At 34.3% G+C, this 15,921-nt stretch carries 13 protein-coding genes; 7 read left to right on the top strand and 6 right to left on the bottom strand.

Annotated elements, in window-relative coordinates:
* From MHH59_RS27200 to MHH59_RS27190, 3 genes are read right to left on the bottom strand one after another with little or no spacing between them, the layout of a single operon-like run.
* Positions 1-1,833, bottom strand: coding sequence for a DUF2194 domain-containing protein (locus tag MHH59_RS27200; RefSeq protein WP_340852864.1), 1,833 nt, complete (start codon positions 1,831-1,833; stop codon positions 1-3).
* A complete protein-coding gene (locus tag MHH59_RS27195) occupies positions 1,817-2,737 on the bottom strand; it encodes a tetratricopeptide repeat protein (RefSeq protein ID WP_340852862.1) in 921 nt (306 codons plus the stop codon). The genes MHH59_RS27200 and MHH59_RS27195 overlap by 17 nt, the downstream gene beginning before the upstream one ends.
* Entirely contained in the window at positions 2,737-3,960 is a 1,224-nt protein-coding gene (locus MHH59_RS27190; RefSeq protein WP_050000792.1) for a GAF domain-containing protein, read from the bottom strand. The genes MHH59_RS27195 and MHH59_RS27190 overlap by 1 nt, the downstream gene beginning before the upstream one ends.
* Before the next feature lie 296 nt (positions 3,961-4,256).
* Between MHH59_RS27190 and MHH59_RS27185 the strand changes: the two genes are divergently transcribed.
* The gene (locus tag MHH59_RS27185; RefSeq protein WP_002130160.1) at positions 4,257-5,075 is read left to right on the top strand and encodes an endo alpha-1,4 polygalactosaminidase; all 819 of its coding nucleotides are present in this window, start codon (positions 4,257-4,259) and stop codon (positions 5,073-5,075) included.
* 117 nt (positions 5,076-5,192) lie between these two features.
* On the opposite strand, the gene MHH59_RS27180 is transcribed toward MHH59_RS27185, so the two are convergent.
* Positions 5,193-5,594, bottom strand: a complete 402-nt coding sequence (locus MHH59_RS27180; protein ID WP_002192217.1) for a hypothetical protein — start codon at positions 5,592-5,594, stop codon at positions 5,193-5,195.
* Positions 5,595-6,117: 523 nt separating this feature from the next.
* On the opposite strand from MHH59_RS27180, the gene MHH59_RS27175 reads away from it, so the two are divergent.
* A complete protein-coding gene (locus MHH59_RS27175) occupies positions 6,118-6,708 on the top strand; it encodes an AmiS/UreI family transporter (protein WP_002068662.1) in 591 nt (196 codons plus the stop codon).
* A gap of 43 nt (positions 6,709-6,751) precedes the next feature.
* Positions 6,752-7,696 (top strand): NAD-dependent epimerase/dehydratase family protein, encoded by a 945-nt coding sequence (locus MHH59_RS27170; RefSeq protein ID WP_198946084.1) that lies wholly within the window; start codon positions 6,752-6,754, stop codon positions 7,694-7,696.
* Positions 7,697-7,784: 88 nt separating this feature from the next.
* Here the strand turns inward: MHH59_RS27170 and sodA are convergent, their stop codons facing one another.
* Complete coding sequence (gene sodA / locus MHH59_RS27165) at positions 7,785-8,411, bottom strand: superoxide dismutase [Mn] (RefSeq protein WP_340852857.1); 627 nt, start codon at positions 8,409-8,411, stop codon at positions 7,785-7,787.
* A 219-nt stretch (positions 8,412-8,630) separates the two neighbouring features.
* Here sodA and MHH59_RS27160 point away from each other — a divergent pair, with 219 nt between their 5' ends.
* Positions 8,631-9,701 (top strand): nitric oxide synthase oxygenase, encoded by a 1,071-nt coding sequence (locus MHH59_RS27160; protein WP_002089906.1) that lies wholly within the window; start codon positions 8,631-8,633, stop codon positions 9,699-9,701.
* 363 nt (positions 9,702-10,064) lie between these two features.
* The gene (locus tag MHH59_RS27155; protein ID WP_078178102.1) at positions 10,065-11,633 is read left to right on the top strand and encodes a BCCT family transporter; all 1,569 of its coding nucleotides are present in this window, start codon (positions 10,065-10,067) and stop codon (positions 11,631-11,633) included.
* 119 nt (positions 11,634-11,752) lie between these two features.
* Here MHH59_RS27155 and MHH59_RS27150 read toward each other — a convergent pair whose 3' ends face one another.
* Positions 11,753-13,051 (bottom strand): MFS transporter, encoded by a 1,299-nt coding sequence (locus MHH59_RS27150; protein WP_002167291.1) that lies wholly within the window; start codon positions 13,049-13,051, stop codon positions 11,753-11,755.
* Positions 13,052-13,379: 328 nt separating this feature from the next.
* Here MHH59_RS27150 and lytS point away from each other — a divergent pair, with 328 nt between their 5' ends.
* The gene (gene lytS / locus MHH59_RS27145) at positions 13,380-15,149 is read left to right on the top strand and encodes a two-component system sensor histidine kinase LytS (protein ID WP_002130152.1); all 1,770 of its coding nucleotides are present in this window, start codon (positions 13,380-13,382) and stop codon (positions 15,147-15,149) included.
* On the top strand, positions 15,127-15,867 hold the full coding sequence (locus MHH59_RS27140; protein WP_002130151.1) for a LytR/AlgR family response regulator transcription factor: 741 nt from the start codon (positions 15,127-15,129) through the stop codon (positions 15,865-15,867). The genes lytS and MHH59_RS27140 overlap by 23 nt, the downstream gene beginning before the upstream one ends.
* Positions 15,868-15,921 lie beyond the last annotated feature (54 nt).

The following is a 15,921-nucleotide window of genomic DNA, read 5'->3' as shown; positions in this document are numbered from 1 at the left end:
TTATGCTCCTTTAATTGGAATCGTAGCGCTAGCTTTCGTTAACGTAACGCTATAAATTTGGGAATCAAGCTTTTTAACTGTACCGTAAGAGAATGAGCCAGGTTGTATTTTCTTACCTTCTTCTACACGTATAATTGTTGAAGTATGGTTTGGTAACCCTTTATATGCAATGTGAACAGCATCATCTTCATAAGAAACATCTAGGTCACCAGTTTGATAAATTTTCATAGAAGCAGTTGCTTCACTTTGGGTCATACTTTTTATATAAGGATATCTGTCTCGTATTTCTTTAATTGTCTTTTTATAAGCTTTAAATAATTCTTCCCATGTTAAATTACCTGAGCGTTTTTCATCAAGGATATCATCTGGATGGACGAAATGTGAGATAACCCCTAAATTTGCGGTAACATCAGTTAAGATAAATTGCTCTTCATCTGTGATAGCATAGCCGCTCGTAATGCGCGGGAAGTGATAAATGTTTTTATTATGTTCATCTGGTCCAAATTCTTGAATTAAACTACCGTTACTTTTACTTCCCACATATAGAGAAGCAACTGTTTCCATAGTTGGAACCGCGTCGTTTAATGCACTTAATCCAGTTGTATTTATAATATTGGATGGTGGTACATAGGTTTTTAATTTTTCGTTTGGAAAGAAGTTATACACGAGTTTTTGCAGAGCATCTAAGGAGCTCTCCATATCCTCTTTTGAATTCCATGGAACATATTCAAGTGCTTTATCTACTGGATCTGGTGGTAATAATAAAGGTTGATGGTTATAGCCATGAATGCCTATTTCCCCGCCGTGACTTAGTAATTCTCTCCCAAATAATAAATAGGTATTTCTATTTTTACCTGTGAAATCTTCAAAGGGTGGCGTTACTTTATTTTGGTACGTCCCAATGGCAACACCTGTATATTTAATATCAAGATCTTCAGAGATATCCTTCATATTTTTCCACCAATGTTTTTTATAAAATTCTTCAACAGAAATTTTTTCTTTCGTTAAGTTTTTTAGTTCTCCACTTGGAATCGGAGATGGGAAGTCATCGATATACATAATCTCCGCTCCAAGTTGTGCTGAAGCGAAAGTCGGGAAAATAGTACCCAGTGATTGAACGAACATACCTCTACCTAATTTATCGTTCAATGCTGTTGTATTCCAATATAAGACTTTTCCTTCACCGTAGTCATTGGTCCAAAGGATGGGAGTATCTTCTGCTGTAATCCAAGTATTAGTTGTATTCTCATCTAGCGTAATATTCAGTGAGCTATGAGTAAACAGTGGAGAAGAACTTGAGAGATCTGGATAACTAGGGAATAAAACTTCTTCAAAGGTTAATCCTTTCGCATCTTTGAAACCTTCTTTTTTGGTAATACCAAATAATGTATTCCAGGAAGGATCTGAATCAAATCGGTTTGCGATAATAATTCTTCCGCCCATTTGTACAAAATTTTGAATATCAGCTTGTGGAAGTTGCTCCATTATTTCACCTGTAATAATAATCCCTGTATAGGGAGAGGGAGTAAGTCCCTTAATTTCATTAGCTGTAATATCTTTATAGTGTAGGTGTGCGTAATCCATTGCCTTCTTCGTATTAAATTCGACTTGTTGCCCTAAGGTATTATCCGTTTTTAAAACGTATAATTGCATTTTTTGTCCATTTTGAGCTACATCTTTTGCTTTGAGTGTTTTAACAGTATCTGTTTCTTTAGTTTTAGGAACAGAAAACTTTTGATAAAAATTTTCTGTTCGATATATAAGGATGGATAAAATTAAGAGAAATAAAATGATACTAATAATCCCGATATATATATTAATCCCCTTTTTCAATGTGTGCGCCTCCAAACTGCCTTACAAATAATTGATATTTACGCGGTAGTATATGAACTCTTTTTGCATCTGTTAGATTATTGATTAAGTTATAGAGCTCGTCCCATAACTGTTGCTCATAATATATTTCAAGTAAACCAACGTAACCGTAATATGATTCAGGATAGAAATGAATAAAATTTAAAAATTGTTCTTCAGACTTTGCATATTGTTTTGTGTGTAGAAACAGATTTCCAAGATGGAAAGGGTAAAGAGGTTCGTTAGGGAATAGTTCTACACCTTGTGTAATAAAATTCATAAATTCAGCGATTATTTTTTCTTTTTGCTGATTAGAAAGAAGACCACTGTTTATATATCTTAAATAGTTAGAAACCAATTCTTTTGCAATTTCATTTTGTGGATTTTGTAGAAATTGCTTATTTAAGTATTCGATTTGTTTTTCGTACCGTTCATTTAGTAAATTAATAGTAGTTGCTGCGTAATGCACAGTTTCAGGATCTTTATGGTGAATGGCTTCTTTCAATAAGCCTCCTTCATTAGCAATAGAGGAGGAGCTTAACTGTACAATGAGTTGTTTATGTAATTCAGGCTTATCTAGTTCTAATCCAGAAGAAAATGAAATTAAGTCCATATCTTGTTTTGCTGATTCCAAAATATCTTCGTAATTATCAACGTGAAAGGCAACATAATCAGAGTATTGCTGTAACCACTCGGTTTTGGAACGTCTTATATTAAGTAATAACATGATTGCTGATACAATAAGTCCGATAAGCGGGAAAAGAAGAGATAGAATCAAGCAAAATTCAATAATTCCTTTTTTATCTTTAGTAATCAAACTTTTCGTAAATCGAAATAAAAGAAAAACCAAAATAACATAAATAAAATAAAGAAGGAGTAAAATCATTAGACTATCACTCCTTTAGAAGAAAGAGCGTTTTGTATACGAGTTTGAACTTGTATACAAAACTGTTCTTCAGTGCCAGGTAATAAAATCATGATTTTCTGCTCGGTCGTACTATAACCGAATATATCGATATCTCGCAAATGGTCTTTTAAAATAGAATTTATCATTCCTAAATAATCTTGTGGAGCATTGAACTCAAAATAGGAATATGGATAAGATAGTGTTTCGTAACGTTTCTTTTCTATTTTTAGTAAATGTTCAAATTCATCTTCATAATAAATGCTTGTTTTAGGGAATGTGCGATCCTCTTGACTGGATAGCCAAAGATTAGAAGCGTTTTGTAAACGATCACCCATCCAGCGTAAATACCATGTGAAAAGTTCGAATTGCTCAGAAGTTACTTTTGAAAATTCGATTTCGTCTAATATAATGACGTATTGTACATCATCTTGGAATAGGACGGGACCAACTAAAAGTGGAGCGTCTTGAAAATCCTCATCTGTACGGAAAAAAGGTCGATTATGCGCTAGCGCATTTTTGATGACTAAGGAAGCGTTTTTAACGAAAATAGATTGAGATAATGTATTTTTACCAGTTTCAGCTCTTAATTTAATACGAAGCGATTGTTTATTGTTATCAACGTGATAGATACCAATTTTTTTTGCTCCAAAATACATTTTTAATACATTCATTCCTTCATCGAGTACAATTTCAGGATGTGTATGATTTAAAGCTTTAAACATATGATACATTTTAGATAAGTGGTTATTTGACTCAAGTACACGAGAACGTAGTGTAATACGTGTTTCATCCAATTGTTTCACGACATATTTTAATTCTTTATTTTCAGCTTTCAACTCATTATTTATCATATGTACATCTTCATAACGTTCTTTTTGTGCAGTGCTCATCAGTCCACAGCATAAACTAATAACAAGTAAGAAAATCCAACTTATCCAGTAATCTAATGAATAAAAGTACAGTAATACATCATTTTCTTTATATATACCGCTTATAAAAATATAAATCATTGCTTCCAGAAAGGCGAAAAGGGCAATAGATATGCCATACCGGCTAGAAATAATTAATGTAATAAATAAGAGTAGGAAGTATTCATACGTTGGTGTAAGAAAATCGGTTAGTATTGATAGAAAAAATAGTGCAATAAAGAGAATCGTAGGTTCAATCATCTTTTGGAATATATTAGATTGTCTATAGTGCATAAAAAACCCCTTCTTTCGTTTGCAAATTTAATTTTGAGGAATAGTACACTGAAATAAAATACATAATTTAAAAGAATTATTTTAAGATATATAATATATAAAGCCCAAATCATTTTATCAACAGAGATGTAGTAAATTCAAGTGAAATAAATTCTAATTTCTGTTAATGTATTGAATTTATTGGGATTTTTATAAAAAATCGAGTTTGAAAAAATGTAGAATGTTATGGTATTACTATATTTGTATTAACATTTAAAACAATAGAAAATTACAGTTGTATAGGGGGTAATATTATTATGGAGTGGAAACGTTCCGTATGCTTTTTAGCTATATTTTCTTTTATTTTTTCCTCAAGTACATCCGCACAAGCAAATGTTGTGGAACCAGTTTTAAAAAATGTACGAAGTTATAAAATTTATTATGGTGAAGCAAATGAGCAAGTAATTGAGAGACTTTCAAAGTATGACATGGTTATTATAGAGCCATATGCATTTACGAAAGAACAGGTTCAGCAATTAAAAAAATCAGGAACGGTAGTTCTTGGCTATGTTAGTGTTTTAGAATTAGAATCGTGGCATAAATCGCAAGTAGTTGAATCAGACTATTATTATAGAGATGGTAAGAAAATGAAGATTGAGCAGTGGGATACATATATTATGAATTTAGCTGATGAACACTACCGTGGGATTGTTGTGAATAAGGTGAAACAGCAAGTTATTGGAAAAGGAATAGATGGGGTGTTTTTAGATACAGCTGGTGATATTGATGACTATTTTTATGATCAGCCGTCTACACAAGGGAAATTTCGAGAAGCATATGTAAATTTATTAAAAGAAATTAAAAGTGTTGATTCCAACCTGCTTCTTATACAGAATTGGGGATTTGACACAATCAAAAATACATCCTTGAATTTTATACATGGTGTATTGTGGGAAGACTTCAATAAACAAGTTATTGCGAAAGATGAATGGAGTCAAAAGTGGATGCGTTATTTTAAACAACAAAGCAATAAAATTGTAACGTTTACCGTGACCCCAGATAATGTATCTAAAAAATATAGTTCTACAAATGGATTTGTTCCTACAATAAATCCGAATGATATTTATGATAAATAGCAAGTGTTCAAAATGAGATACTATCAAGATTGACTATCACGCTTTAGGTCAGTAATACGATTATCTTATAAAGATAAATGTATTACTGACCAGCCCCTTTCACATAATAGGGGAGATTTAATGAATTCGAACGAGTTGTTTATGGTATACTGTATTACCTTCTTGGCTTGTATATGGCGGGATACTTCGCCCAAAACAATTTGCAACAATATTGGAGTGGCCAGGATAAGAAATACGAATTTCATACAAATCAATAGAGTCATCTAAATCAGCATAAAAAACTGCTAAGTGGTTGCCTTGTAAAATATATGGGAATGCTACTTCCGTATTTTCACCAATTAGTACAGGTAATTTTACAGGATTAGAATAGTTAGACCAATCCCAAACCTCTATAGTTACATGGTGTGTGTAATATGCATCTAAATTTACAATGTTTACTACTGCTGAAACAGTTGCAGGCTCTCTTGTTAATACACCTGTGGAGTGAAAAACAAAATGATTTGGATAATGAAGAGGCATAAATATCAAACCTTTCTAAATTAATATGAGTGTACGATATTCTATGCAAATAATTAATAGAATGAGATAGGGAAAATGTATCATTCTACTAATTTTTTATAGAAATTCAAAACGTAGTATTGAAAAGTATTCCAACACTTGTATCATTGTTAGAGTACGTTTATAATCAAGGAATCCTATTTCATGTTTTGATAGGGTTATTTATTATTGAAAGCGTTTTAAATTTGTTATTTTTTAAGGTAGGAAGTCTAACTTATTTAGGTTAAAAATTATGTATGTAGTTTTAAATAGGAAGAAAAATAATAAAGTGAAACTTTAATCAGTGGTTGGGGGTTGTTCATCCCCACTGATTATTAGCCTTCACCAATCGGGCTTTACGGGCAGTTGATCTCCCACTTAACTTCTTTGCTCTAGCTGAATTTTGAGGTGGGAGTTTTACTGCTCGTTAATGCGGGATAAAGCATCACTTTATATTGTGGGGAGGTTAAAAGTGTGAAAGGGAAAGATTTTCACACGAATATATATGGGTTACGTAGGATTATTACTTTCAGGTGCAGCTTTATTTTTAAATAGTCTTGTCATATTAGGCAAAGTAGAGATGAAAAGTGCAGGTGTCTTTAATTTATTTGTGGGGGCATTACAAATTATCATTCCGTTCTATTTGATTATGATTTCTGATCAAAGTAATTGGACGGTATATTCATATGCGGCTACTTTTTTATTTGGTTTAACTTATTTATATGTAGGCGTTACTTTTATTAAAGGAATGGATAGTAGTGGACTAGGCTGGTTCTGTATTTGGGTAGCAATTATTGCTTTATTTTATATGATTGTTTCATTTGTTCAATTCCACGATGTTGTTAATGCGTTAACATGGTTTATGTGGGCATTACTTTGGTATTTATTCTTTGTATTAAATGCACAAAAAAAGAATATCAATCAATATCTTGGCAGAATTGCCTTTGTACAATCATGGGTAACATTGACGTTGCCTTCACTCTTTTATTTTATGGGAGTATGGGGCGAGGGATTCATATATGAACTATGGGTTTATGTATCAGTAATTTCTATTTTATATTGCTGCTATTGTATTTTTAAATATCGAGTACGTTAATGTATCGTGTGTAGAAAAAACATGGAATCGTTAAACTGATTCCATGTTTTTTTATTTTAGCGTTTATAATAATAGAGGTAGTATTTTACAATTTGTAAAAACGGGGATGATGAAGGTGAAAAAAGTATTGGTGCTAGGGGGAACAAGATTTTTTGGTAAACATTTAGTAGAAGTACTGTTGCAAGCTGGACATGATGTAACGATTGCGACGAGGGGAGTTACTGAAGATTCCTTTGGAAGTGCAGTAAAAAGACTGATTGTAGATAGAGAAGATGAGAGGCTACTAGAAGAGCATTTTGAAGGTAAAAGTTATGATATCGTATACGATAATTTATGCTATAGCTCGAATGCAGCGAAGATAATATGTGAAGTGCTAAAAGGAAAAACGAAGAAATACATTATGACATCTTCAATGGCTGTCTATGAGCCTGCGTTAGGCCTATTAGAAGAAAACTTCAATCCGTACGAGTATACAATTACGTATGGAGGTAGGAATGATTTCAATTATAGTGAAGGCAAGCGATTAGCTGAAGCAGTTTTATTTCAACATGCAACATTCCCAGTCGTTGCGGTAAGATTTCCCGTCGTTATTGGAGAAAACGATTATACGAAAAGATTACAATTTTACGTTGAACATGTTGTGAAACAAGAGTCTATCGTTGTGGATCATGTAGATGGAGAGTTGTCATTTATACATGAAAAGGAAGCAGGACAGTTTTTAGCTTGGTGCGGGATGGAAAACATAGAAGGGCCAATTAATGCTTGTAGTAACGGGGTGGTTTCTACCAGAGAAGTTATTCGTTTCATAGAAGAGAATACCGGGATAAAAGCGCTCATTCAAGAAGTAGGAGATAATATTGCTCCTTATAATGGAGTGATTAATTGTACGTTACATAATGGAAAGGCTCGTGAATTAGGGTTCTCGTTCCGAGAGTTGAAATTAGAGACGGAAAAAGTTTTACGTTATTACATAAATACAATGAAATAATCATAAATCCCCCGGTGGCAATCCGGGGGATTCTGGAGGATTTCGACAATACTAATTTTACATTACCAAATTTACCTTATACGCATGACTAATGTGTTTGTGATTGAATTGCTTGTAAATACTTTTCATTTACCCGGTCCCAGTTCACCGTATGCCACCAGTTGGTAACAAATTCTGGACGCCGATTTTGATACTTTAAATAATAGGCGTGTTCCCATACATCGATGACGAGTAATGGAATTTTACCTTCTTGCAAAGGTGTATCTTGATTGGGTGTACTCATAACGGAAAGTTCCTCACCGTCCAGAACAAGCCATCCATAGCCACTTCCAAAACGACTAATAGCTGCTTTGGAAAGTTGATCTTTTAAATTGTCAAAGGTATTGAAATAATAATCAATTACTTTTGCAACGTCTCCATTAGGCTCACCGCCACCTCGCGGGCTCATTAATTCCCAAAAAAGACTATGACAATAATGTCCACCACCGTTATTTCTGACAGCTGTAACAATTTCTTTTGGTAAATTTTCTAAATTACATAGTAACTCTTCTAAAGATTTATTATGTAATTCCGTATAGTTTTCTAAAGCGGCATTCAAGTTATTTACGTATGTCGCATGGTGCTTTCCATGATGAATAGAAAGCGTGTTGCTATCGATATATGGCTCTAGTTCATCATAGTCATATGAAAGCTTTTGCAATTGAAATGAAGACATAACATTCCCTCCTTTCTTATTAAAAAAAGTTGGTCTGGGTAAAAATAATTTACCTGAGTCAAAAATACACCTATTTTTTATACAAGTCAATAGTAATCTCTTTAATTTTCTGAAAAATATTACAATAAAAGTAACACTTCGACTTTCATTTGTGACTCTTATTCTTTTTGCTTATACTGTAAAGTAGTAACGTTTTGTTAAAATAGAAGGAGATCGTTTATGAGTAAAACGAAACAATTAATAGAGGAAGCGAGTCATTTTATTACGGTTTGCTATAAAGAGCTTAATAAAGAACAATTCATAGAAGAGAGAATAAAAGAAATTCAAGTTGAGATAGAGAAGACGGGGACGTATGAGCATACATTTGAAGAACTTGTTCATGGATCACGAATGGCATGGCGCAATAGTAATCGATGTATCGGAAGACTATTTTGGAGTAAGATGCACATATTAGATGCACGTGAAGTAAATGATGAGGAAGGTGTATACAATGCATTAATTCATCATATTAAATATGCAACGAACGATGGGAAAGTTAAACCGACAATTACAATTTTTAAGCAATATCAAGGTGAAGAAAATAATATACGAATTTATAATCACCAATTGATTCGATATGCAGGATATAAAACAGAAATGGGAGTGATTGGTGACTCTCATTCCACTGCGTTTACAGATTTTTGTCAGGAACTTGGCTGGCAAGGAGAAGGTACGAATTTCGATGTATTGCCACTTGTGTTTTCTATAAACGGGAAGGCACCTATATATAAAGAAATTCCGCGAGAAGAAGTAAAAGAAGTGCCAATTGAACACCCAGAATACCCGATTTCGTCACTTGGAGCAAAATGGTATGGGGTTCCAATGATTTCAGATATGTGCTTAGAAATTGGCGGTATTTCTTATACGGCAGCCCCGTTCAATGGATGGTATATGGGAACGGAGATTGGGGCTCGTAACTTAGCGGATCATGATCGCTATAATTTACTTCCGGCTGTTGCGGAGATGATGAAGCTCGATACATCGAGAAACGGTACGTTATGGAAAGACAAGGCGCTAATTGAATTAAACGTGGCTGTTTTACATTCTTTTAAAAAACAAGGAGTTAGTATTGTGGATCACCATACAGCTGCACAACAATTTCAACAATTTGAGAAGCAGGAAGCGGCATGTGGACGGGTTGTAACAGGTAATTGGGTGTGGCTCATTCCACCGTTGTCGCCAGCTACCACTCATATTTATCATAAACCGTATCCAAATGAAATTTTGAAGCCGAATTTCTTTCATAAATAATAGCTAGTATAGTTTTTTTTTCTGCAAAATATAATTTTTTTTAATTACTGTTACGTAGCAAATGGAAGCCTTTACTATCGGTTATTTTTGGAAAGGACTTTTTGAACCAAGGAGTTCCTTATGTTATAATCAAATTTCTGTTTCGAAGACCTTATAGAAATATAAGGTCTTTTGTTTTGCTTTTTTATGTAATAGGAATAGAGATTTTCTTTTAAATAAGGGATTTAGCATATTTTTAGGGACAACATAAGTGTGTAGGAAATTGATGAATTATTATACTTATATAATCATTGTGTTTTGGGTGTAAACAAGAAAACATAATAAAGTTGTTTTTTTAGATTGCTGAGGAAGGAGGAAGTGTAAATGAGGATGAAGAGTCGAAAAACGGATTGGCCTGTATTTCTTATTAGTGGTGGCTCACTTTTATTATTTGTAATTGCAGTTATTTTAAATAAAAGTTACGTAGAGGGAGCCATTAATAGCAGTTTTGCAGCTTCAATTAAATATTTTGGTGCCTTTTGGCAGGTTTTATTAATTGGTACATTTGTTGTTGCAATGTGTATGGCGTTTTCAAAATATGGGAGAGTTAAACTTGGGGGGCTAGAAAAACCTGAGATTAGTACGACAAAATGGCTCGCTATTATTATGTCTACATTACTTGCTGGAGGTGGCGTTTTTTGGGCAGCCGCAGAGCCGATGTACCATTTGATGACGGTGCCACCAATACATGAAGGTATAACTGCTGGAACGAAAGAAGCGGTAATGCCTGCTTTAGCACAAAGTTATATGCACTGGGGTTTCCTGGCTTGGACGATTTTAGGTACAATTAGTGCGGTAGTTATGATGTACGGACATTATCATAAAGGTATGCCGTTAAAACCTCGAACGCTTTTATATCCTATTTTTGGAGAGAAATTGCGAAAGAGTTGGCTTGGAACAATGATCGATGTATTTGCCATTATTGCGGTAGCTGCAGGGACGATTGGTCCAATCGGATTTTTAGGACTACAAGCAAGTTATGGGTTACAAGCATTGTTTAACATTCCTGATGTGTTTACTACTCAATTAGCCATTATTGTTTGTGTAGTAGCTGTTTCTACTATATCTGCGGTAACAGGAATTGATAAAGGGATTCAAATTATAAGTAATTTAAATGTTAGGTTAGCAGTTCTATTAATGGTATTTGTATTACTATTTGGACCAGGTGGATTTATTATCGATTCATTTGTTTCTTCGTTTGGATTTTATATAAATGAATTTATTCCAATGAGCACATATCGTGGTGATACAGCTTGGTTAGGATCGTGGACAATCTTTTTCTGGGGATGGTTTATTGGATATGGACCGATGATGGCAATTTTAGTGAGCCGAATTTCAAGAGGAAGAACAATCCGAGAAATCATCGTTGCAATTGGAATTATTGCACCTATTATTACAACGTTTTGGTTTACTATACTAGGGGGATCAGGTGTGTTTTATGAGTTAATGAATCCTGGTTCTATCTCGACCGCATTAAGTGAATCTGGTATGCCAGCGGCTATGATTGCAATTACAGAGCAACTGCCACTATCTAATATTATTGGACCTGCATTTCTTTTATTAACAATTTTATTTGTAGTGACAACAGGAGATTCAATGGCTTATTCGATTTCAATGGCAGTGACTGGAGATGGAGATCCTAGAATTAGTTTGCGAGTTTTTTGGTCGCTTATTATGGGCGCAGTTGCGGCGATTCTTTTATATATGGGTGAGGGAAGTATTAACGCCTTACAATCCTTCATTGTAGTGACGGCTGTTCCGGTATCTATTCTGTTATTCCCAATGCTATGGCTAGCGCCTAAAGTTGCAGGGGAATTAGCGTTAAAACAAGGTATTGTAAAAGAAGAAGATAAAACTAGCTTCTTGTTCCAAAAAGCTAGTAAATCAAAATAAATAATTGTATTTATATAAGAAGAGGAAGCATTTCATTTGAGATGCTTCCTCTTTGCTATTTATCCAAATACTTTTCCTGAGGGGACAGTATTTGGATAAACATTTCGTACAGTTTCAATCTATTCTAATACTTTATCTTTCGTCTCTGGGACACATAATAGCATTGTAACTAAACCGATTGGATAGATAATGAAGATGAGAGATAATGCTCCCATTAAATTACCCCCTGCAGCAAGTAAGCCGATAATAACAGGTCCAAATCCAGCTAACCCACGTCCTGTACCGAAAATAAAGTTCTCTGCTGTCGAGCGAGCTTCAGCAGGATAGTTTTCAGCTAAAACTGCTCCGAATCCCCCCATCATGCCATTGGCAAAGAATCCAAGCAGTGCACTTCCCCATAACAATGATGTTGAGTCTGTGAATAAGAAGAAGTAAATGAGACAGTATATAGTACCACCGACGTAATAGATTGTAAAAGTTTTACGGCGGCCAATTTTATCGGCTAGAATACCAAAAGTTGCAATTCCAATTAGCATGCCGATTGTAGAGATGAACATCCAACCGCTCGCTTTTGCTAACGTGTAATTATATTTATTTGCTAAAATAGTTGGCATCCAAGTGAAAATTCCATAATATCCGAAGTTCTGGATAAATGACATAATAATAAGACCAATGGTTGTTATCGTTACTTTTTTATTGGCAAATAACTTTCGAAGTGGGAACTTTTTTATTTGCTTTAGTTGTTCTGCTTCAGTGGTTGTTAAATTACCTTCAGCTTCTTTTTGTAACAATTCTTTTTTGTATCGTTGTTTTTGTTCCCATATTTTCGGTTCACTTAAACTTTTGCGGACGTAAACAGCTAATAGAGCGGGAATGAGTCCAAATAAGAAAACAGCTCTCCATCCAAAATGCGGGACGATAAATGCCGGAAGGAGTGAAGCGACTAGTACGCCAAATTGCCATCCAAGTGCAACAACGGATGTCGCCTTAGCGCGCATTTCTTTAGACCATGTTTCAGTTACGATGGCCATTCCAATTCCGAATTCACCACCAACCCCCATTCCAACTAAAAAGCGAAGAATTAATAATTGCCAATAATCTGTTGCAAAATAAATAAGTGCTGTTGCTAGTGAGAATAGTAAGATTGTGAAGGCCATCGTACGGATACGCCCAAATAAATCAGCAATAAATCCAAATAAATAAGACCCGGTTAGCATTCCTATTGTGGTAGCTAATGTTAAGTTTCCACCTTCAACAGGGCTTAAATGAAATTCTTTTAAAATGTAGACGAGTACGAAAGATAAGAGCAACATATCTAAACCTTCTGCTGCATATCCTAGCGCAGAACCAAACAATGTTTTATATCTTTTCTCCTTCGTTTCCTCTGTTGTTGATTGTACATCAGTAGTGACGTTCATCATTACTCCTCCTTATTTTCTTCTACAGTCGCTATGGAAGAATAACAAAAGGCCTTCTCACCTGATATGATGAGAAGGCCAAAAAAGCATACGTATCCCTAAAAAAGACCATACGTATAGTATATTCCGACTTCCTTCTCAACCTCACGGGGTTGGGTTAAAGGACTGTATTATATTACTTTATTTTTAGCACTCTTCTGTTAGATTGTCAAATAAAGAGGGGATAGTTATGTGTAAAATATTTCAAAAGATATTGCATTCTTCTTGACGCCCACTTCATTATTTTCCCATAATAAAACTAACTAATATAAAAAGGAATGAATCACAGATGCTAAATTTAGTACTTATGATGATTGAACGTGTCGGACTTATTGTTATTTTAGGATTTTTACTTTCTCATATTAAAACGTTCAGGCGCCTTCTTCATAGACAAGATGGGTATGTAGATAAGCTTAAGCTTATTTGTATTTTTTCAGTGTTTACAATTGTCAGCAATTACACAGGAATTGAAATTGCCGGGAATACAATTATGAAAGAAAATTGGCTACAAGGTGTTTCGTCATCTAGTACAATTGCGAATACACGTATTATGGGTGTTGGAATTAGTGGATTGCTTGGTGGTCCTATCGTCGGTATTGGAGTGGGATCGATTGCGGGTATTCACCGTTATATGCTTGGCGGGACGACAGCGCTCAGTTGTGCAATCTCATCAATTTTAGCAGGTGTTATAACGGGGTATATTGGATACATTTTCAAAAAATATAATCGTGTAATTACGCCTAAATTTTCTGCGATTTTAAGTGTTTTTATCGTTACTTTAGAAATGCTTATGATTCTATTAATTATAGAAGATGGACTTAGTGTTGTAAAAACAATTGCGCTACCGATGATTCTTGTAAATAGTTTTGGCAGTTTCATTTTACTTTCGATGATACTAGCTATTTTACGACAAGAAGAAAACGCAAAAGCTTTGCAAACGCATAAAGTATTACGAATTGCTGATAAGACGTTACCATATTTCCGCCAAGGGTTAACAGAAGAGTCTTGTAAACATGTGGCACAAATTATTCACCGCTTTACGGGAACAGATGCGGTATCCTTAACAGATACAGAGGAAATCTTAGCTCACGTTGGATTAGCATCAGATCATCATATTCCTTCACACAGTTTAATAACAGGTTTATCAAAAGAAGTATTAAAAACAGGGAAAATAATGAAGGCAAAATCACGTGAGATTATTAATTGTCAACATGAAGGGTGTCCATTACAAGCGGCAGTTGTTATTCCATTAACTTCACATGGAAATACGATAGGAACATTAAAACTTTATTTTAAAAACCCTAATCAATTAAGTCGTGTTGAAGAAGAGTTAGCGGAAGGGCTAGCGAAAATATTCTCCACACAGCTTGAGTTAGGTGAAGCTGAGTTACAAAGTAAGTTATTGCAAGATGCCGAAATAAAAGCGTTGCAAGCACAAATCAATCCGCATTTTTTATTTAATGCAATTAATACAGTATCAGCTTTATGCCGAACAGATGTAGAGAAAGCGAGAAAATTATTATTGCAGCTTAGCGTTTATTTTCGTTGTAATTTGCAAGGGGCACGACAATTACTTATTCCATTAGAACAAGAGTTGAATCATGTACATGCATATTTATCGTTAGAGCAAGCGAGGTTTCCGAATAAGTATGAAGTGAAGATGTACATTGAAGAGGCACTAAAGGTGACTTTAGTTCCACCATTTGTGCTTCAGCTATTAGTTGAAAATGCATTGCGCCATGCTTTTCCGAAAAAGCAGCCAGTGTGCCAAGTCGAGGTACATGTGTTTGAAAAAGAAGGGATGGTTCACTTTGAAGTAAAGGATAATGGACAAGGGATTGAGAGTGAACGTCTAGAGCAATTAGGAAAAATGGTAGTTCCATCAAAGAAAGGGACGGGAACAGCCTTATATAATATTAATGAACGACTTATCGGGTTATTTGGGAAAGAGACAATGCTTCAAATTGAAAGTGAATTAGAGCAAGGGACAAAGATCCTCTTTGTGATTCCGAAAAAAGTAGAGGAGGAAAAACGGAGTGTTAAAAGTATTAGTAGTTGATGATGAAATGTTAGCACGGGATGAATTGAAATATTTATTAGAGAAAACAAAAGAAGTAGAGATAATTGGTGAGGCGGATTGTGTAGAGGATGCATTAGAAGAATTAATGAAAAACAAACCAGATATTGTTTTTCTAGATATTCAGTTATCTGATGATAATGGATTTGAAATCGCAAATATATTAAAGAAAATGAAAAATCCACCTTCAATTGTGTTTGCTACTGCCTATGATCAATATGCATTGCAAGCATTTGAAGTAGATGCGTTAGACTACATTTTAAAGCCATTTGATGAAGAACGTATCGTACAGACATTAAAGAAATATAAAAAACAAAAGCAAATAAAGTTAGAAACAAAGCAAGATGTAAAGAGTGTAGATGTAACGGCCGAGATGCATAAATTAGCATTACCAATTGAGGAATCAATTGTACTTGTTAACATTGAAGATATTATTTATGTAGGGCTTGTAGATGGGAAAGTAACTGTAAAAACAATGAAAGAAACATATGTAACACATGATACGCTTGTCATTTTGGAAAAGAAATTACCACAAACAATTTTTATGCGTGTTCATCGTAGTTTCGTTGCTAATATTAATCATATTTCTGAGATACAGCCGTGGTTTAATTCGACTTATAACTTAATTATGAAAGAGGGATCCAAAGTCCCGGTTAGCCGTACATATGCAAAAGAACTTAAAAAGCTGCTTCGTATTTAAGAAGCAGCTTTTTGTATTTCGTCTGCCTATTTTTGTAACTAATTTTGTATATTT

This window comes from Bacillus sp. FSL E2-0195 (genome assembly GCF_038003645.1).
Taxonomy (GTDB): Bacteria; Bacillota; Bacilli; order Bacillales; family Bacillaceae_G; genus Bacillus_A; species Bacillus_A mycoides.
The sequence above is the reverse complement of the archived record's forward strand: the minus strand, read 5'-3'. Positions and strand labels throughout refer to the sequence as shown.

Excerpts from the sequence above, each read along its gene's own strand:
- MHH59_RS27180 (WP_002192217.1), bottom strand. The coding sequence starts at position 5,594 with ATGCCTCTTCATTATCCAAATCATTTTGTTTTTCACTCCACAGGTGTA.
- lytS (WP_002130152.1), top strand. The coding sequence starts at position 13,380 with ATGCTAAATTTAGTACTTATGATGATTGAACGTGTCGGACTTATTGTT.
- MHH59_RS27190 (WP_050000792.1), bottom strand. The coding sequence starts at position 3,960 with ATGCACTATAGACAATCTAATATATTCCAAAAGATGATTGAACCTACG.
- MHH59_RS27185 (WP_002130160.1), top strand. The coding sequence starts at position 4,257 with ATGGAGTGGAAACGTTCCGTATGCTTTTTAGCTATATTTTCTTTTATT.
- MHH59_RS27170 (WP_198946084.1), top strand. The coding sequence starts at position 6,752 with ATGTTTTTTTATTTTAGCGTTTATAATAATAGAGGTAGTATTTTACAA.
- MHH59_RS27155 (WP_078178102.1), top strand. The coding sequence starts at position 10,065 with ATGAGGATGAAGAGTCGAAAAACGGATTGGCCTGTATTTCTTATTAGT.
- sodA (WP_340852857.1), bottom strand. The coding sequence starts at position 8,411 with ATGTCTTCATTTCAATTGCAAAAGCTTTCATATGACTATGATGAACTA.
- MHH59_RS27160 (WP_002089906.1), top strand. The coding sequence starts at position 8,631 with ATGAGTAAAACGAAACAATTAATAGAGGAAGCGAGTCATTTTATTACG.
- MHH59_RS27150 (WP_002167291.1), bottom strand. The coding sequence starts at position 13,051 with ATGAACGTCACTACTGATGTACAATCAACAACAGAGGAAACGAAGGAG.
- MHH59_RS27195 (WP_340852862.1), bottom strand. The coding sequence starts at position 2,737 with ATGATTTTACTCCTTCTTTATTTTATTTATGTTATTTTGGTTTTTCTT.
- MHH59_RS27175 (WP_002068662.1), top strand. The coding sequence starts at position 6,118 with ATGGGTTACGTAGGATTATTACTTTCAGGTGCAGCTTTATTTTTAAAT.